The organism is Roseateles sp. GW821-FHT09H10 (genome assembly GCF_059415865.1).
In genome coordinates, this window is the sequence record NZ_JBWKOB010000001.1 from 1509613 (window position 1) to 1526057 (window position 16445).

Annotated in this window: 17 protein-coding genes; 10 read left to right on the forward strand and 7 right to left on the reverse strand. The window is 67.9% G+C overall.

The features are described from left to right. The first annotated feature begins 39 nt into the window (after window positions 1-39). Together AC07OY_RS07090 and AC07OY_RS07095 are read left to right on the forward strand one after the other, a co-directional pair. Complete coding sequence (locus AC07OY_RS07090; RefSeq protein WP_495041810.1) at window positions 40-1392, forward strand: (Fe-S)-binding protein; 1353 nt, start codon at window positions 40-42, stop codon at window positions 1390-1392. After that, window positions 1389-1967: a DUF3501 family protein gene (locus AC07OY_RS07095; protein WP_495041811.1), complete on the forward strand. Its 579-nt coding sequence runs from the start codon at window positions 1389-1391 to the stop codon at window positions 1965-1967. The genes AC07OY_RS07090 and AC07OY_RS07095 overlap by 4 nt, the downstream gene beginning before the upstream one ends. On the opposite strand, the gene AC07OY_RS07100 is transcribed toward AC07OY_RS07095, so the two are convergent. The 3 genes from AC07OY_RS07100 to AC07OY_RS07110 all read right to left on the reverse strand — a co-directional run bounded on the left by AC07OY_RS07100 (window position 1968) and on the right by AC07OY_RS07110 (window position 6510). Further along, the gene (locus AC07OY_RS07100; protein ID WP_495041812.1) at window positions 1968-4556 is read right to left on the reverse strand and encodes a [protein-PII] uridylyltransferase; all 2589 of its coding nucleotides are present in this window, start codon (window positions 4554-4556) and stop codon (window positions 1968-1970) included. 3 nt (window positions 4557-4559) lie between these two features. Then, complete coding sequence (map, locus tag AC07OY_RS07105; RefSeq protein ID WP_495041813.1) at window positions 4560-5393, reverse strand: type I methionyl aminopeptidase; 834 nt, start codon at window positions 5391-5393, stop codon at window positions 4560-4562. Between the two features lie 259 nt (window positions 5394-5652). Then, entirely contained in the window at window positions 5653-6510 is an 858-nt protein-coding gene (locus AC07OY_RS07110; RefSeq protein WP_495041987.1) for an undecaprenyl-diphosphate phosphatase, read from the reverse strand. A gap of 128 nt (window positions 6511-6638) precedes the next feature. Between AC07OY_RS07110 and AC07OY_RS07115 the strand changes: the two genes are divergently transcribed. The 3 genes from AC07OY_RS07115 to AC07OY_RS07125 all read left to right on the forward strand — a co-directional run bounded on the left by AC07OY_RS07115 (window position 6639) and on the right by AC07OY_RS07125 (window position 9463). Continuing rightward, entirely contained in the window at window positions 6639-7274 is a 636-nt protein-coding gene (locus tag AC07OY_RS07115; protein WP_495041814.1) for a TetR/AcrR family transcriptional regulator, read from the forward strand. 46 nt (window positions 7275-7320) lie between these two features. Further along, complete coding sequence (locus tag AC07OY_RS07120) at window positions 7321-7974, forward strand: protein-L-isoaspartate O-methyltransferase family protein (protein WP_495041815.1); 654 nt, start codon at window positions 7321-7323, stop codon at window positions 7972-7974. A 142-nt stretch (window positions 7975-8116) separates the two neighbouring features. Next, the gene (locus AC07OY_RS07125; RefSeq protein WP_495041816.1) at window positions 8117-9463 is read left to right on the forward strand and encodes a TolC family outer membrane protein; all 1347 of its coding nucleotides are present in this window, start codon (window positions 8117-8119) and stop codon (window positions 9461-9463) included. Window positions 9464-9481: 18 nt separating this feature from the next. On the opposite strand, the gene AC07OY_RS07130 is transcribed toward AC07OY_RS07125, so the two are convergent. After that, on the reverse strand, window positions 9482-9988 hold the full coding sequence (locus AC07OY_RS07130) for an Lrp/AsnC family transcriptional regulator (protein WP_495041817.1): 507 nt from the start codon (window positions 9986-9988) through the stop codon (window positions 9482-9484). A 108-nt stretch (window positions 9989-10096) separates the two neighbouring features. Here AC07OY_RS07130 and yedA point away from each other — a divergent pair, with 108 nt between their 5' ends. Next, window positions 10097-10999: a drug/metabolite exporter YedA gene (yedA, locus tag AC07OY_RS07135; RefSeq protein WP_495041818.1), complete on the forward strand. Its 903-nt coding sequence runs from the start codon at window positions 10097-10099 to the stop codon at window positions 10997-10999. A 20-nt stretch (window positions 11000-11019) separates the two neighbouring features. Here the strand turns inward: yedA and AC07OY_RS07140 are convergent, their stop codons facing one another. Beyond that, window positions 11020-11808 carry an MBL fold metallo-hydrolase gene (locus tag AC07OY_RS07140; protein ID WP_495041819.1) on the reverse strand — a complete coding sequence of 263 codons (789 nt, stop codon included), beginning with the start codon at window positions 11806-11808 and terminating at the stop codon, window positions 11020-11022. A 34-nt stretch (window positions 11809-11842) separates the two neighbouring features. Between AC07OY_RS07140 and yaaA the strand changes: the two genes are divergently transcribed. Further along, on the forward strand, window positions 11843-12622 hold the full coding sequence (gene yaaA / locus AC07OY_RS07145) for a peroxide stress protein YaaA (RefSeq protein WP_495041820.1): 780 nt from the start codon (window positions 11843-11845) through the stop codon (window positions 12620-12622). Further along, window positions 12619-13461, forward strand: a complete 843-nt coding sequence (locus AC07OY_RS07150) for a 2OG-Fe(II) oxygenase (RefSeq protein ID WP_495041821.1) — start codon at window positions 12619-12621, stop codon at window positions 13459-13461. The genes yaaA and AC07OY_RS07150 overlap by 4 nt, the downstream gene beginning before the upstream one ends. A 7-nt stretch (window positions 13462-13468) precedes the next feature. On the opposite strand, the gene AC07OY_RS07155 is transcribed toward AC07OY_RS07150, so the two are convergent. Next, the gene (locus tag AC07OY_RS07155; protein WP_495041822.1) at window positions 13469-14419 is read right to left on the reverse strand and encodes a DUF3667 domain-containing protein; all 951 of its coding nucleotides are present in this window, start codon (window positions 14417-14419) and stop codon (window positions 13469-13471) included. Continuing rightward, entirely contained in the window at window positions 14416-14970 is a 555-nt protein-coding gene (locus tag AC07OY_RS07160; RefSeq protein WP_495041823.1) for a helix-turn-helix transcriptional regulator, read from the reverse strand. Before AC07OY_RS07160 ends, AC07OY_RS07155 begins: the two co-directional genes overlap by 4 nt. A gap of 78 nt (window positions 14971-15048) precedes the next feature. On the opposite strand from AC07OY_RS07160, the gene AC07OY_RS07165 reads away from it, so the two are divergent. Both AC07OY_RS07165 and AC07OY_RS07170 read left to right on the forward strand, forming a co-directional pair. Beyond that, window positions 15049-15756, forward strand: a complete 708-nt coding sequence (locus AC07OY_RS07165) for a CoA transferase subunit A (protein ID WP_495041824.1) — start codon at window positions 15049-15051, stop codon at window positions 15754-15756. 2 nt (window positions 15757-15758) lie between these two features. Then, the gene (locus AC07OY_RS07170) at window positions 15759-16397 is read left to right on the forward strand and encodes a 3-oxoacid CoA-transferase subunit B (RefSeq protein WP_495041825.1); all 639 of its coding nucleotides are present in this window, start codon (window positions 15759-15761) and stop codon (window positions 16395-16397) included. Window positions 16398-16445: the final 48 nt, after the last annotated feature.

A 16445-nucleotide genomic window follows, 5' to 3' on the forward strand; every position in this document is an offset into this window, starting at 1 on the left:
TGTGCGTGAGTGCGCCCAGACGACTGCGCAGGAGACGCGATGAGCATCAGAGAAGGCAACCTCGAGGCGCCGACCCGGCATGCCCTCGACTGGAAGAGCCCGGAGTTCAACGACGAGGCCGCCTGCCTCCACGAGATGGAGCGCATCTTCGACATCTGCCATGGCTGCCGGCGCTGCGTGTCGCTGTGCCAGAGCTTCCCGACGCTGTTCGACCTCGTCGACGGGGGCAAGACCGGCGAGCTGGATGGCGTGGAGAAGGCGGACTTCTGGAAGGTCGTCGACCAGTGCTATCTCTGCGACCTCTGCTACATGACCAAGTGTCCCTATGTGCCGCCGCACCCGTGGAACCTGGACTTCCCCCACACCATGCTGCGCGCCAAGGCCATCAAGTTCCGCAAGGGCGGGGTGGGCGGCGGCGAGAAGTTCCTGGCGTCCACCGATGTGCATGGCCAGTTCGCCGGCATCCCGGTCGTCGTGCAGGCCGTCAACGCCGTGAACCGCACGAAGTTCGCACGCAGGATGATGGACTCCCAGCTGGGCGTGCACCCCGAGGCCTGGCTGCCCGAGCTCGCGTCCAAGCGATTCCGCTGGAGCGCGCCCAAGGCGCTGTCGCACGTCGTCACCAACGGCGAGCGCACGCCGGGCAAGGTGGCCATCTTCTCGACCTGCTACGTCAACTACAACGAGCCCGGCATCGGCTTCGACCTGCTCAAGGTGCTGGAGCACAACGCCATCCCCTACGTCATCGTCGAGAAGGAGACCTGCTGCGGCATGCCCAAGCTGGAGCTGGGCGACCTGGCCACGGTGGAGAAGCACAAGACGGCCAATATCGCGGTGCTGGCGCCCTATGCCAAGGACGGATTCGCCATCCTGTCGGCCATCCCCAGCTGCACGCTGATGTTCAAGCAGGAGCTGCCGCTGATGTTCCCCGGCGAGGCGGACGTGGCGCTGGTGCAGGACGCCATGTGGGACCCCTTTGAATACCTCGTCGCCCGCCACAAGGACGGCCTCTTGAAGACCGATTTCAGGCAGGCTCTCGGCAAGGTCAGCTATCACATCCCCTGCCATGGCCGCGTGCAGAAGATCGGCCGCAAGACCGAGGAGATGTTCAAGCTGATTGGCCAGAGCGTCGAGGTCAAGCTGAACACCGTCGAGCGCTGTTCGGGCCATGCCGGCACCTATGGCGTGAAGACGCCCTACCACCCGGTGGCGATGAAGATAGGCAAGCCCGTCTTCAAGGCCATGGCCAAGGACGAGCCCGACGTCGTCGCCAGCGACTGCGCGTTGGCCAGCCACCACATCGCCCAGGGCATGGCCTTGGCAGGCACGCCGGCCAAGGCCGTCGCCCATCCGCTGACGCTGCTGCGCACCGCTTACGGAATCGCACCATGACCATCACGCCCGACAGCCTGATGACGCTCGAGGCCTATGCCAAGTTCCGCAAGGCCGAGAAGACCGCCATCCTGGCCCATCGCCGCCTGCGCAGCGTGCAGCTCGGCGAGCACCTGAATCTGCAGTTCGAGGACGAGCGGACCATCCGCTATCAGATCCAGGAGATGCTGCGCATCGAGAAGATCTTCGAGGAAGAGGGCATCCAGGGCGAGATCGATGCCTATGCGCCGCTGGTGCCGGACGGCTCGAACTGGAAGGCGACGATGCTGATCGAGTACCCCGATCCCAATGAGCGCAAGCGCGAGCTCTCAAGGCTCATCGGCGTCGAGGACCGCATGTTCATCGAGGTGGAAGGCCATCCGCGCGTCTATGCGATCGCCGACGAGGACCTGGACCGCGAGAACGAGGAGAAGACCTCGGCCGTGCACTTCGTGCGCTTCGAGCTCAGCTCAGCCATGCGCCAGGCGGTGAAGGCCGGCGCGGGCGTCAAGCTCGGCTGTGACCACACGAACTATCCGGCGCACATGCAGATCGCGCCGGAGACGCTGGCCAGCCTGGCCGGCGACCTTCGATAGCTAGGCCGGCAGCGAGACGGCGTCCAGCAGCTCGCTCTCGATCTGGATCTGCGCCTTGTTGTGCTGCAGGGCCGGGCCGTCGAGCAGGAAGGTGTCTTCCACGCGCTCGCCCAGCGTCGAGATCTTGGCCAGCTGCAGGTTGATGCCGTGCCTCGCCAGCACGCGGGCGATGGCGTAGAGCAGGCCGGCGCGGTCGCTGGTGGAGATGGTCAGCAGCCAGGCCGTGGCCTTCTCGTCCGGACGCAGCGAGATGCGCGGCGTGTAGGGGAAGCTCTTGACGCGGCGTGACAGCCGGCCGCGCTTAGGCTCGGGAAGCGGCCCGCCGGCCTGCAGCACGCTGGAGAGCTTCTGCTCCACCATGGGCACCAGGTCGCGATGGTGCACGTCGGCCTCGGGGCGGATGACCTGGAAGGTGTCCAGCGCATAGCCTTTGCGCGTCGTGTGCACCTTGGCGTCCAGGATGCTGAAGCCGGCGGTGTCGAAATAGCCGCAGATGCGGGCGAACAGGTCGGGCTGGTCGGGAGAATAGACCAGCACCTGCAGGCCTTCGCCGATGGGCGAGGGGCGGGCGCGCACCACCGGCACCTGGCTCTCGACATGGCGCCACAGCGAGCGCGCATGCCAGGCCAGCTCGGCGCCGTCATGGCGGGCGAAATAGCTGATGGCCAGCGTCTTCCACAGCGGCTCCTCGGTGCCGGGCAGCTGGGAGTGCAGGGCCAGGTCCTGCCGGGCCTCGGCCTTGCGGGCCTCGATCTCGGCGTCGAGGTTGATCTTCGCGCCGCCCAGGGCCCGCAGCGCGATGCGATACAGGTCCTCCAGCAGCTTGCCCTTCCAGGCATTCCAGACCTTGGGGCTGGTGCCGCGGATGTCGGCCACGGTCAGCAGGTAGAGCGCCGTCAGGCGGCGCGCGTCGCCCACCTTGGCGGCGAAGGCGGCGATGACCTCGGGGTCGGCCAGGTCCTCCTTCTGCGCCACGCGCGACATCGTCAGGTGGTGCTCGACGAGGAAGACGCACATGGCCGTGTCCTCGGCGCTCAGGCCATGCTGGCGGCAGAAGCGCTTGACCTCGGTGGCGCCGAGCTCGGAGTGGTCGCCGCCGCGGCCCTTGGCCACATCGTGGAAGAGGGCGGCGATGTAGAGCAGCTCGGGCGTGTCGAACTGGGCGGCCAGCTGCGAGCAGAACGGGTACTCGTGGGCATGCTCGGGCACGAAGAAGCGCCGCACATTGCGCAGCACCATCAGGATGTGCTGGTCCACGGTGTAGACGTGGAAGAGGTCGTGCTGCATCTGCCCGACGATGGCGCGGAAGACCCACAGATAGCGGCCGAGCACCGAGGTCTGGTTCATCAGCCGGAAGGCATGGGTCTGGCCTTCATGCTGGCGCAGCATGGCCATGAAAGTGGCGCGGTTGACCGGATCGCGCCGCCAGGCCCCGTCCATCAGGCCGCGGGCGTTGTAGAGCGCCCGCAGCGTGCGCGCCGACAGGCCCTTGATGCCCGGCGTCTGCTGGTAGATCAGGAAGGTGCGCAGGATGGCGTGAGGATCGCGCTGGTAGAGGTCGTCGCTGGCGACCTCCAGCATGCGGCCGCGGTCCAGGAAGTCGCTGTGGCCTTCCAGCGGCCGCACATGGTTCTGCTGGGAGCCGTTGATCTGCTCCTCCAGGTTCAGCAGCAGGATCTGGTGCAGCTGGGTGACGGCCTTGGCCGCCCAGTAGTAGCGCCGCATCAGCACCTCGGAGGCGCGCTGGGCGCCGGTGCCCTCGAAGCCGAAGCTCTGGGCGACGGCGGTCTGCAGGTCGAAGACGAGCCTGTCCTCGCGCCGGCCGGCCACCGCATGCAGGCGCGCGCGGATCAGCCTCAGCTGACCCTCGTTGCGCTGCAGCTGCTTGCTCTCGAAGGGCGTGATCAGGCCGCGTGCGCTGAGGGCCTTCCAGGTCTTGCCCAGGCCGGCGGCGCGAGCCACCCAGATCAGCATCTGCAGGTCGCGCAGGCCGCCGGGGCTTTCCTTGCAATTGGGTTCCAGCGCGTAGGGCGTGTCGTCGAACTTGGTGTGGCGTTGCACCGTCTCCAGCGTCTTGGCGCGGAAGAAGGCCTTCGCGTCCATGGCCTGCATGAAGCGCTTGTGCATCTGCCGGAACAGCTTGGCGTCGCCGGCCAGCGGGCGGGCTTCGAGCAGAGCGGTCTGGATGGTCACGTCGCCCTGGGACTCGGTCAGGCATTCGCCCAGCGTTCGCACCGAGGAGCCGATCTCCAGGCCGACGTCCCAGCAGGACGTGATGAAGCCCTCGATGGCCGACTTGACCGGCCCGGGCTGGTAGGCCTCGACGCCGTCGGGCAGCAGCACGAGCACGTCGACATCGGAATGCGGGAACAGTTCGCCGCGGCCATAGCCGCCGACGGCTGCGAGGCAGGCGCCATCCGGCATGCCGGCCTGCTCCCACAGCCCGCGCAGCGTGTCGTCGACATGGCGGGCCAGGCGGCGCAGCAGCGTCAGGGCGCCGGCCTGCGTGGGCCGCGCGGCCAGGAAGCCGTCGATCAGCGTCTGCTTGCCCGCCTTGAACTGCTGGCGGAGCTCCGCAAGCGTGGCCACGGCCTAGGCGACAGTGCTGGCGGTTGCCGCCGCGGCCTGCGTGATGAAGGCGGGCGGGGGCGGGCTGCCGGCGGACAGGGTCATGACCTCGTAGCCGGTGTCGGTGACGAGGATGGTGTGCTCCCACTGGGCGGACAGCGAGCGGTCGCGGGTCGCGATGGTCCAGCCGTCGCCCATCTCCTTGATCTCGCGGCGGCCCGCATTGATCATGGGTTCGATGGTGAACATCATGCCGGGCACCAGTTCTTCCAGCGTGCCGGGGCGGCCGTAGTGCAGCACCTGCGGTTCCTCATGGAAGACCTGGCCGATGCCGTGGCCGCAGAACTCCCGCACGATGGAGAAGCCGGCGTTCTCGGCGAAGGTCTGGATGGCATGGCCGATGTCGCCCAGCTTGGCGCCGGGCCTGACCTTGGCGATGCCCTTCCACATGGCTTCGTAGGTGAAGGCGCACAGCCGCTTGGCCGCGATGGACCCCTCGCCGACGACGAACATGCGGCTGGTGTCGCCGTGCCAGCCGTCCTTGATGACAGTGACGTCGATGTTGACGATGTCGCCGTTCTTCAGCGCCTTGTCATTGGGGATGCCGTGGCAGACCACCTGGTTCACCGACGTGCAGATGGACTTGGGGTAGGGCGTGTAGCCGGGCGGACAGTAGTTCAGCGGCGCGGGAATGGCCTGCTGCACATGGACGATGAAGTCATGGGCGAGCTTGTCGATTTCGTTGGTCGTGATGCCTGGCTTGACGTGGGGCGTCAGCATGTCCAGGACTTCGGACGCCAGGCGCCCTGCAATGCGCATGCCCTCGACATCGGCAGCGGTCTTGATCGTGATGGCCATGGCTCGATTATCTCTGCCCGTCGCTCAAGGAATGAATAGGCGGGCCGAGCGCCCGGCCGCTCCCTAGCCGGCCCGCGCTGGCGATGTGCTCGCGGCCCAATGCCGCGGGCATCGCCGTCCCCGCGGGGGCTGAGGCCGGACACATGGCGCCCGGTGGGCGGCATGTGCCTGCCGAAGAGCTGCGGCACTGCCGCAGCGCGGTCTGCAAGACCGACCAGGCTTGCCGGCGTTCAGCCGATGCAAGACTGGGCGAGGGGCTTCAATCTTTCCAGATATCCATGCCCATATAGGCCGTGGCCAGCACGATGACACCGAAGGCGATGCGGTACCAGGCGAAGACCTTGAAGTCGTGGCTGGACACATAGCGGATCAGCCAGCGGATGCAAAGCAGCGCGCTGATGAAGGCGAACACCAGGCCGACGGCGAACATCGGCAGGTCGGCCCAGGCGAGGGCGTCGCGCTGCTTGAGCACCGAATAGGCGCCAGCGCCCATCAGCGTCGGGATGCCGAGATAGAAGCTGAACTCCGCCGCGGCCTTGCGCGACATGCCGAGTACGACGCCGCCGATGATGGTGGCGCCGGAGCGGCTGGTGCCGGGGATCAGGGCCAGGCATTGCAGCAGGCCGACCTTGAGTGCGTCCATCGGGCCCATGTCGTCCACGGTCTCGATGCGGGCGCGGCGGGCGCCCTGCATGTCCATGCCGCCGTACAGGCGCTTGTGGCGGGCCTCCACCCACAGGATGATCAGGCCGCCGACGATGAAGGCCAGGGCGACCGGCACCGGATGGAAGAGGTGGGCCTTGACCAGCTTGCCGAAACTCAGCCCCAGCACCACGGCCGGGATGAAGGCGATCAGCACATTCATCGCGAAGCGCTGGGCCTGGCGCTCGCTGGCGATGCCCTTGACGGTGCGGGCCAGGCGCTCGCGGTACTCCCAGACGACGGCGAACATCGCGCCCGTCTGCACGGCGATCTCGAAGACCTTGGCCTTCTCGCCGACAAAGTTCAGCAGCGAGCCGGCCAGGATGAGGTGGCCGGTGGACGAGATGGGCAGGAATTCGGTCAGCCCCTCGACGATGCCCATGATGGCGGCTTTGATCAGCAGGATGACGTCCACGTAAAGGGCTCCGAACAACGACGAATGCAAAAAGGCGGCGCAGTGTAGCGAGCGGGCAAGTCGCGTCCTTGCGGCCGGCTGGCCGCCGCGGCTACATTACTGACTCTCCGGTCATTAACTGCCTCGTCTTGGCCACAGCTGCTCCCCGTCAACGCCGCAAGGACGCCCGCCCGCAGGAATTGCTGGACGCCGCCCTGCAGCTCTTTGTTGAGAAGGGCTTCGCGGCCACCCGCAGCGAGGAGATCGCCACGCGCGCCGGCGTCGCCAAGGGGACGCTCTACCGCTACTACCCGAGCAAGGACGAGCTCTTCAAGGCCATGGTGCGCGACAACCTGTCCGTGCACATCGCCGAGTCGGCCGTCCAGGCCGCGCAGTACGAGGGCCCCATTGCCGAGCTGCTGAGCCAGATGATGCAGGCCTGGTGGGCCAAGGTCGGCCATGGCAATGCCGGGGTGGTCTGCAAGATCATGATGGTGGAGGCGCGCAACTTCCCGGAGCTGGCGCGTTTCTATGTGGAAGAGGTCATCCGGCCGTCCCAGGCCCTGATCGGCGGCCTCATCGAGCGCGGCATCCGCTCCGGCGAGTTCCGCGCCGTGCCGGTGGAAGCCATGGTGCACATGCTCATCGCGCCCATGCTGCATATGCTGCTGCACGAGCACTCCTTCGGCGAGCACGACATCTGCCACCACACCATGGGCGCCGAGGAGCTGCTGGACGCCCAGATGTCGCTGCTGCTGCATGGTCTGCTGGCGGTGCCGGGCTGACCTCTAGAATTTTGCTTTTTGCCGTCGACCGCGCCCGGAGAACAAGATGAACCTCGAACAAGCCCGCTTCAACATGATCGAGCAGCAGATCCGCCCCTGGGACGTGCTTGATCTCAGCGTGCTGGAACTGCTGCGCGTCGTGCACCGCGAGGACTTCGTGCCCGCAGCCCACCAGGCGCAGGCCTTCGTCGACACCGAGCTGCCGCTGACGGCCACGCGCCGCATGCTGGCGCCCAAGGTCGAGGCCCGCCTGCTGCAGGAGCTCAAGGTGCAGCGCCACGAGAAGGTGCTGGAGATCGGCGCCGCCACGGGTCACCTGGCCGCGCTGCTGGGCCACAAGGCCCAGCGCGTCATCGCGCTGGAAGCCGACGCCGGCCTGGCCGCCACGGCCACCGCCAACCTCAAGCGCGCCGGCGTGCTGAACGCCACCGTGCTGAACCAGGACGGCGCCGCCGGCCTGGCCGCCGAGGAGCCTTTCGACGTCATCCTGCTGTCCGGCTCGGTCGCCGCCGTGCCGCAGGCCCTGCTGAACCAGCTCAAGACCGGCGGCCGCCTGGCGGCCATCGTCGGCAGCGAGCCGGTCATGCGCGCCGTGCTGATCACACGCACCGGCGCCAGCGACTTCCGCACCGTCGAGATGTTCGACACGGTGGCCGGCCGCCTGCCGGGCTTTGCCGAGGCGTCGGCCTTCAGCTTCTGAACATGGCCGGCTGCAGCCCGTCGCCCGAAAACGACCGTTGCTCCCCGTTTGGGCGCAGGTCGTCACATGGCTTAGGTCATCTTCGGGCTTTGCCTCTATAAACCCGGCCGCGCTCACTACATTGCTCCAGTCAAGGAATCCCATGCCCTTCGTCACAGCCTCCCGCCTGACCCTGCAACCGCTGGCCCTTGCCGCAGGCCTCCTGCTCGCCGGCGCGGCCCAGGCCCAGAGCCTGCAAGAGCTCTATGACGGTGCCCGGGGCTATGACGCGAGCTATCTGGCGATCCGCAACAGCGCCGATGCAGCCGCCGCGCGTGCCGCCCAGGCGGAAGCCCTGCTGCGCCCGACCCTGGGCCTGCAGGCTTCGGGCACCCTGACCCGCACCGATCCGCCGTCCACGGGCGCCTTCAACACGCGCACGCTGTCGGCCGGCCTGCAGGGCAAGTATTCGGTCTACAACGCCAGCAACATCCCGACCATCGACAAGGCCCGCCGCGCCTACGCGCTGGCCCAGTCCGACCTGGAATCCGCCGAGCAGGACCTGATCGTGCGCCTGGCCACGGCTTATTTCGATGTGCTGGCGGCCAAGGACGCGCTGACGACCTCGCGCGCCAACAAGGCCGGCATCTCGGAGCAGCTGGCCTCGGCCAAGCGCAATTTCGAGGTCGGCACGGCCACCATCACCGACACGCGTGAAGCCCAGGCCCGCTACGACCTGGCCGTGGCCCAGGAACTGGCCGCGGACAACGACCTGCGCGTCAAGCGCGTGACCCTGGACCAGTTCGTCGGCCGCGTCGGCGTCGAGCCCAAGGGCCTGGCCGTGCCGGTGGCCCTGCCGGCCCTGCCCAGCGACAATGTCGACACCTGGGTCGCCACCGCCGATGACCAGCATCCGAGCGTCCGCAAGGCGCGCCTGGGCCTGGAGATCGCGCAGCTCGACACCCAGATCGCCCGCGCCGGCGAGAAGCCGACGCTGGATGCCAACGCCACGCTGGGCGGCACCAACACCCACACCAGCCCCGCCATCATCGCGGCCCAGCAGGGCAGCGCCGGCACGGGCAAGAACGCCAGCGTCGGCCTGACGCTGACCTATCCGCTGTACACCGGCGGCGCGACCCAGAACCGCATCAAGGAAACCCTGGTGCTGGAAGAGAAGGCCCGCAACGACCTCGACTTCGCGCGCCGCGCCGTCGCCGAGGGCACGCGCCGCGCCTTCTTCGGCGTGCAGTCGCTGAAGGCCCAGGTCAGTGCCTACGAGGCCGCCGAGTCGTCCACCAAGCTGGCCCTGGAGGCCACGCAGCTGGGCTACAAGGTCGGCGTGCGCGTCAACCTGGACGTGCTGAACGCCCAGACCCAGCTCTACACGACCCAGCGCGACCTGGCCAAGGCGCGCTACGACGTCGTCGTCAACAGTCTCAAGCTGCGCCTGGCCTCGGGCCAGCTGCGTCCCGAGGATGTGGCCGCCGCCAATTCCCTGCTGGCACGCTGAAGCGGCGCCGCGCTGCGATCAGGCCCCGCCCCGGCGGGGCTTTTGCTTGGCCGCCACCGGTACGGGCTCGGCCTCGGCGCCGGTCGGCAGTGGCCGGATCGGCGCGTGCTCGCGGATGGCGTTCAGGATGATGGCGGTCGAGGTCGGCACCTGCTGGCAGAAGCGCGACAGCGTCGCCCGCAGGTGCGCCACGTCGCGCACGGCGATCTCCAGGATCCAGCTGTCCTCGCCGGTCACGCCATAGGCCGTCACGACCTCGGGGCTGCAGTCCAGCGCCCGCATCAGCTCGCCTTCGTCGAGGTTGCCGATGCGGATGATGGAGCGGATGCCATAGCCCAGCTTGCTGGCGTCGACGACGGCCCGGTAGCCGCGGATGACGCCGCCGTCCTCCAGCTTGCGCACCCGCTCGGTCACGGCCGGCTGGCTCAAGTGCACGCGCCGGCCCAGCTCGGCCATCGTCAGGCGGGCATCGGCCTGCAGCTCGGCGAGGATGCGATGGTCATGCTGATCGAGGTCAATTGCCATGAAAGTCTCCGGAATTCGGTGTCAACTACTTCAATCCTAAGGCCGATGGCGTTCTGAACCTTGAAGAGCCCATGTTGCGGGAGGGCCGGAATTTCTACGATGCCGGCCATGAACACGACCACGCTGCCGCTGAAGACCGCTCCTGGCCTGAGCCCGAAACTGATGCTCTGCCTGGCCGCCACCTGGCTGGTCTGGGGCTCGACCTATCTCGCCATCAAATACGCGCTGGTCAGCCTGCCGCCCTTCTTCCAGATGGGCAGCCGCTTCCTGGTCGCCGGTGCCTTGCTGGCGGTGTGGATGCGCTGGCGCGGCGTGGCGTGGCCCACGCGGCGCCAGTGGCTGCATGCCCTGGTTATCGGCGGCCTGATGCTGGGCGGCGGCATGGGCGGCACGGCGACGGCGGAACAGACGGTGGGCTCCGGCCTGGTCGTGGCTTTCATCGCCGTGATGCCGCTGATGATCGCCGGCCTCAACCTGCTGTGGGGCGAGAAGCCGACGCGCATCGAATCGGCCGGCATCGCCCTGGGCCTGGTGGGCGTGCTGCTGCTGACGCAGGGCCAGGGCTTCGGCGCCTCGCCCATGGGCCTGGTGGCCATCAGCGTGGCCTGCGCCAGCTGGGCCGTGGGCAGCGTGCTGTCGCAGCGGGTCTGGCCGCTGGCACCCGGCGCCATGGGCTTTGCCAGCGAGATGCTGGCGGGCGGCGTCGTGCTGATGGTGCTGAGCTTCTTTGCGGGCGAGACCCTGCCTGAGCGCATCGAGCCGCAGGCGCTGTGGGCCTGGGCCTATCTCGTCGTGTTCGGCTCGCTGATCGCCTTCAACGCCTATATGGTGCTGCTGGCCGAGGCCTCGGCGGGCCTGGCGTCCAGCTATTCCTTCGTCAACCCCGTCATCGCGATGCTGCTCGGCGTCACGCTGGCGGGCGAGCAGATCAGCGGCCATGAATGGCTGGCCGCGGGCATCGTGCTGGTGGGCGTCGTGCTGCTGCTCGTGGGGCGCGCCAGGGCCTGCTAACCCTAGGGCAATGGGCCACGTTAGCCGCCGCCGCGGATATTGGCCTGCAGGGACGGCTGCATCAGCCGCGGCGCGGCCAGGGTCTGGTCCCGCGCCTGGCGCATGGCGACGAACTCGGCCTCGCTGACGCCGTCATGGGCATGGACGTTGGCAGCGCGCTGCTCGGCCACCGTCGCCTGCCAGCGCGGCTCGCGGCCGGGCGGGTAATCGTGGCAGACAAAGAGCCGGGTCGCGGGCGGGAATGCCAGCAGGCGCCGGATGGAACGGTAGAGCACGGCCGCATCGCCGCCGGGGAAGTCGGCGCGGGCGCTGCCGACATCGGGCATGAAGAGGGTGTCGCCGATGAAGACGGCATCCTCGACCTGGAAGGCCAGGTCGGCCGGCGTGTGGCCGGGCGTGAGCAGGGCGGTCGCCTCGATGCTGCCGATCATGAAGCGTTCGCCGTCGGCCAGCAGGCGATCGAAGCCGTCATCCTCCGATGTCCATCCCCGCAGGCGCGCCAGCGTGGCCTGCACCTCGCGGATGCGCTCGCCGATGGCGATCAGCCCGCCGGCCTGGGCGCGCAGATAGCGCGCGGCCGAGACATGGTCGGCATGCACATGGGTCTCGAGGATCCACTGCAGCGTCAGCCTGTGCTCGCGCAAATGGGCCAGCAGCAGGTCGGCGCTGGCCGTGCTGGAGCGGCCGCTGGCGAGGTCGTGGTCCAGCACCGGATCGATGACGGCGGCCTGGCGCGTGGCCGGGTCGTGCACGACATAGCTGACCGTACCAGTGACGGGCTCGTGGAAGGCATGGATGGCGGCGGGCATAAGACCAGTTTCGCCTAGGCCAGAATCCGGCCCCATGCTGTTTCTGCTCTCGCCCGCCAAGTCCCTCGACTACGACACGCCGACGCCCCCCGAACTGGCGCCGGCCCTGACCCGTCCGCAGTTCCTCGACGACACGGCGGCCCTGATCGACATCCTGCGCACCAAGAGCGTGGACGATGTGCGCGAGCTGATGGACCTGTCCGAGCCCCTGGCCCAGCTCAACGTCGACCGCTATGCGGCCTGGCGCCCCCGCTTCACCGACAGGAACAGCAAGCCGGCCGTGCTGGCCTTCAATGGCGATGTCTACGACGGCCTGGATGCCAAGACGCTGAGCGCAGAAGACATCACCTGGGCCCAGGCCCATGTGCGCATGCTGTCCGGGCTCTACGGCATCCTGCGGCCGCTGGACCGCATGCAGCCCTACCGCCTGGAGATGGGCACCCGCCTGGCCGGCGAGCATGGCGCCAGCCTCTACGACTACTGGGGCGACCGCCTGGCCCTGCACCTGAACAAGCTGGCCAAGGCTGAAAAGGCGCCGGTCATCGTCAGCCTGGCCTCCCAGGAATACTTCCGTGCCGCCGACCGCAAGGCCCTCAAGCCGCGCGTCATCGACTGCCAGTTCGAGGACTGGAAGAACGGCGAGTACAAGATCATCAGCTTCTTCGCCAAGCGTGCGCGTGGCCTGATGGCGCGCTTCGCCATTCAGCAACGCCTTGAAACGCCAGAAGGGCTCAAGGCTTTCGATCTGGACGGTTATCGTCTGGCCTCCGAGGTTTCAACTCCCGACCGACTCGTCTTCCGCCGCAAGTCATGAGCCAACAAGTCATCACCCCCGAGCTGTGTGAGTGGATCACCGAGCAGAGCCGCGCCGGCCATGCGTCCGAAAGCATTCTGGCGGCCATGCTGGGCAGCGGCTGGGACGAGGGCATTGCCCGCCAGGCCCTGGCCCGCACCCTGGGCCAGTCGGCCACGCTGACGGCTCCGCCCGATGCGACGCCGGGCCTGCCCGAGCCCGACCTGGGGCGCTTCGCCCCCGTCATCGATGCCGGCGATCGCCAGGTCAAGGTGCTGATGGCCCTGCGCCAGCCGCGCGTCATCGTCTTCGGCGATCTGCTGTCGGATGAAGAGTGCGACGGCATCATCGCGCTGGCGACCAAGCGCCTGGCGCGCTCGGAGACCGTGGCCACCGGCGCCGAGGGCAGCGAGGTGAACGCCGCGCGCACCAGCGACGGCATGTTCTTCGAGCGCTGCGAGACCGAGCTGATCCGCAAGCTGGAGTCGCGCATCGCGACGCTGCTGCGCTGGCCGCTGGACCATGGCGAGGGCCTGCAGGTGCTGCACTACCGCCCGGGCGCCGAGTACCAGCCGCATTACGACTACTTCGACCCCGGCCACATCAGCACGCCGGCCATCCTGAAGCGCGGCGGCCAGCGTGTCGCGACGCTGGTCATGTACCTGAACACGCCCACGGCCGGCGGCTCGACCATCTTCCCGGACATCGGCCTGGACGTCGCCCCGGTCAAGGGCAATGCCGTCTTCTTCAGCTACGACCGGCCGCACCCAGCCACGCAGACCCTGCATGGCGGATCGCCGGTGCTGGACGGCGACAAATGGGTGGCCACCAAGTGGCTGCGTCAGGGCGTGTTCACCTGATCGGGCGTCAGGCGGTGGCGGCGATCAGCGCGATCATCGCCGTCGCCATTCCGAGCAGCAGCATGAAATAGAAGGCGCTGAGCAGCATGCCGCGCCAGAGGGCGCCCCACCAGCCCAGGTCATAGACGCGGCGCATCGCCGCCAGGCCGTGCCAGAAGACGGCGAAGATCATCGGCGCTTCCAGACCGGTGGCCATCGCCAGCGGCAGCGCCAGGTACCAGAGGCTGTGGCTGTGCAGCGAGAACACGAAGTGCTCGGCATAGCGCCGGCCGCTGCCGGCAAACGCGCCCAGCAGCAGGGCGGCGAAGATCGGCTGCATGAGCAGCAGGGCATAGGGCGCCAGCGCGCGCGCGCGCGCTTTCCACTGCTCGAAGGTCATGGACTCGCCCTTGTTGACGAGTTGGGTCAGCCAGCGCTCCGTGGTGCTGCAACTGGACGGTTTCGCCAGGTCGCAATTGCCGAATTTGGAGCTGATCGAGACGCTGGCCGGCGTCGGCGCACTGGCGCCATCGGCAATCGCCTTGGCCTTGCCGGCCGCTTCAGCGGGTGTCATGTTGGGACGGACCCTGATCGTGGTCACTTTGCCCGTCGTGGCGATGGCGTCGGGGTCGGCCTCGATGACCTGGGTCGGCCCCTGCGGCACCAGGGCCAGGCCGATGAGGAGCAGGAAACTCGCGCTCAGATAGACCCGCAGCGGCAGTACATAGCGGCGCCGCCGGCCGTGGAAATAGGCGTTGGTCAGGTGGCCCGGCATGCAGACCAGGGCCCACAGCGTGCGCCACAGCGGGCCGTCGAAGGCGACGTAATGGCCCAGGTACTCGGTGAACATCTCGCGCACCGAGGGCGGATGCAGGTCGGTCTCCTGGCCGCAGTGGCCGCAATGGACGGGCCGCGGCGCGGCCAGCGTGAAGTGGCAGTTGCGGCAGTAGGGCAGTTCGGGCGCGTGATGCGTGGTCATGCGGACAACAGCTTGTTGATCAGTTCAGGCGTGCTGCCCGCCTGGTATTTCTTCATCAGTCGGCCGCGGTAGATGTCCACCGTGCGCGGGCTGACGCCGAGGCGGCGGCCGATGAGCTTGCTGGTCTGGCCCTCGACCAGCAGGGCGGCGATCTCGCGCTCGCGCGGCGTCAGATCGGCCGTGATCTGGCGGCGCGCCGACAGGTCCTCGAAGCTCCAGATGCCGCGGGCATGCGGGTCGGCCGGGTCCAGGGCGCGGCCGGTCACATGGCACCAGAACAGCTCGCCAGCGCCCAAGCGCCGCATGACGCGGTCGTCGGCATAGTGGCCCTGGGCGTCCAGGCTGGCGACGATGCGCGCCCCGGTGCGCTCGAATTCGGCGGCGCTGGGGTACATGACGGCGAAGCTCTGGCCAATCAGCTGCTCACGGGTGGCCGCGAACATCTGCAGCACGCGCTCGTTGCAGTCCACGATCTGGCGCTGGGCGGAGAGCACCAGGCCGATGGGAGCCAGCTGGAAGGCGCTGCGGTAATCGAGGGCGGCGGGTTCCACTTAGGCGAATTCGCGTAATCGACTTCGAGAGGGGCGCGATAGTACCCTTGCGGGCGTTGCAAACCGCCAGGAGACGGCATGAACAAGGTGTACCCGAGCGCTGAGGAAGCGCTGCGCGGCGTCGTGAGGGACGGGCAGATGCTCGCGGTCGGCGGCTTCGGCCTGTGCGGCATCCCCGAAGCCCTGATCGCAGCCCTGCGCGACAGCGGCGTCAAGGACCTGACGGTGATCTCCAACAATGCCGGCGTCGACGGCTTTGGCCTCGGCCAGCTGCTGACCACGCGCCAGATCAGGAAGATGATCTCCAGCTATGTCGGTGAGAACAAGGAGTTCGAGCGCCAGTACCTGGCGGGCGAGCTGGAGCTGGAGTTCACGCCCCAGGGCACGCTGGCCGAGAAGCTGCGCGCCGGCGGCGCCGGCATCCCGGCCTTCTTCGTGCGCACCGGCGTCGGCACGCTGATCGCCGAAGGCAAGGAGGCTCGCGAGTTCGACGGCCAGACCTATATCCTCGAGAAGGCCCTGGTGCCCGACGTGTCCCTGGTCAAGGCCTACAAGGCCGACAAGAGCGGCAACCTCGTCTTCCGCCGCACCGCGCGCAACTTCAACCCGGCGGCCGCCATGGCCGGCCAGCTGACGGTCGTCGAGGTCGAGCACCTGGTCGAGACCGGCGACATCGACCCGGACGATGTCCATCTGCCGGGCATCTATGTGCACCGCATCGTCGTCAATGCCAATCCGGAAAAGCGGATTGAGAAGATGACCCTGTCCCCGAAGAAGGAGGCCTGACCATGCCCTGGACCCAAGACCAGATGGCCGCCCGCGCGGCCCAGGAGCTGGAAGACGGCTTCTATGTGAACCTCGGCATCGGCATCCCGACGCTGGTGGCCAACCATGTGCCGGCGACCAAGGAAGTCTGGCTGCAGAGCGAGAACGGCATGCTGGGCATCGGCCCCTTCCCGACCGAGGACGAAGTCGACGCCGACCTCATCAACGCCGGCAAGCAGACCGTCACCACGCTGCCCGGCTCCAGCATCTTCGGCAGCCACGACAGCTTCGCCATGATCCGTGCCGGCAAGATCAACCTCAGCATCCTGGGCGCCATGCAGGTCAGCGGCAGCGGCGACCTGGCCAACTGGATGATCCCGGGCAAGATGGTCAAGGGCATGGGCGGCGCCATGGACCTGGTGGCCGGCGTCAAGCGCGTCATCGTGCTGATGGAGCATGTCGCCAAGAAGAAGGACGGCACCGAGGACCTCAAGATCATCCCCAGCTGCACCCTGCCGCTGACGGGTGTCGGCGTCGTCGATCGCATCATCACGGACCTCGGCGTCTTCGACGTCGTGCCCGAAGGCATCAAGCTCGTCGAGCTGGCCGAAGGCGTCACGCGTGAACAAGCGCAAAGCAAGACAGGGGTTCCGTTGCTCTGAGGTAAATCCTCCTTTCCTGTCCCCAGTTCATGGGCCTCGACGGGTCAG

Coding starts and splice junctions, on each gene's coding strand:
- AC07OY_RS07090 (WP_495041810.1), top strand. CDS start 40: ATGAGCATCAGAGAAGGCAACCTCGAGGCGCCGACCCGGCATGCCCTC.
- AC07OY_RS07095 (WP_495041811.1), top strand. CDS start 1,389: ATGACCATCACGCCCGACAGCCTGATGACGCTCGAGGCCTATGCCAAG.
- map (WP_495041813.1), bottom strand. CDS start 5,393: ATGGCCATCACGATCAAGACCGCTGCCGATGTCGAGGGCATGCGCATT.
- AC07OY_RS07120 (WP_495041815.1), top strand. CDS start 7,321: ATGAACCTCGAACAAGCCCGCTTCAACATGATCGAGCAGCAGATCCGC.
- AC07OY_RS07125 (WP_495041816.1), top strand. CDS start 8,117: ATGCCCTTCGTCACAGCCTCCCGCCTGACCCTGCAACCGCTGGCCCTT.
- AC07OY_RS07130 (WP_495041817.1), bottom strand. CDS start 9,988: ATGGCAATTGACCTCGATCAGCATGACCATCGCATCCTCGCCGAGCTG.
- yedA (WP_495041818.1), top strand. CDS start 10,097: ATGAACACGACCACGCTGCCGCTGAAGACCGCTCCTGGCCTGAGCCCG.
- AC07OY_RS07140 (WP_495041819.1), bottom strand. CDS start 11,808: ATGCCCGCCGCCATCCATGCCTTCCACGAGCCCGTCACTGGTACGGTC.
- yaaA (WP_495041820.1), top strand. CDS start 11,843: ATGCTGTTTCTGCTCTCGCCCGCCAAGTCCCTCGACTACGACACGCCG.
- AC07OY_RS07150 (WP_495041821.1), top strand. CDS start 12,619: ATGAGCCAACAAGTCATCACCCCCGAGCTGTGTGAGTGGATCACCGAG.
- AC07OY_RS07155 (WP_495041822.1), bottom strand. CDS start 14,419: ATGACCACGCATCACGCGCCCGAACTGCCCTACTGCCGCAACTGCCAC.
- AC07OY_RS07165 (WP_495041824.1), top strand. CDS start 15,049: ATGAACAAGGTGTACCCGAGCGCTGAGGAAGCGCTGCGCGGCGTCGTG.
- AC07OY_RS07170 (WP_495041825.1), top strand. CDS start 15,759: ATGCCCTGGACCCAAGACCAGATGGCCGCCCGCGCGGCCCAGGAGCTG.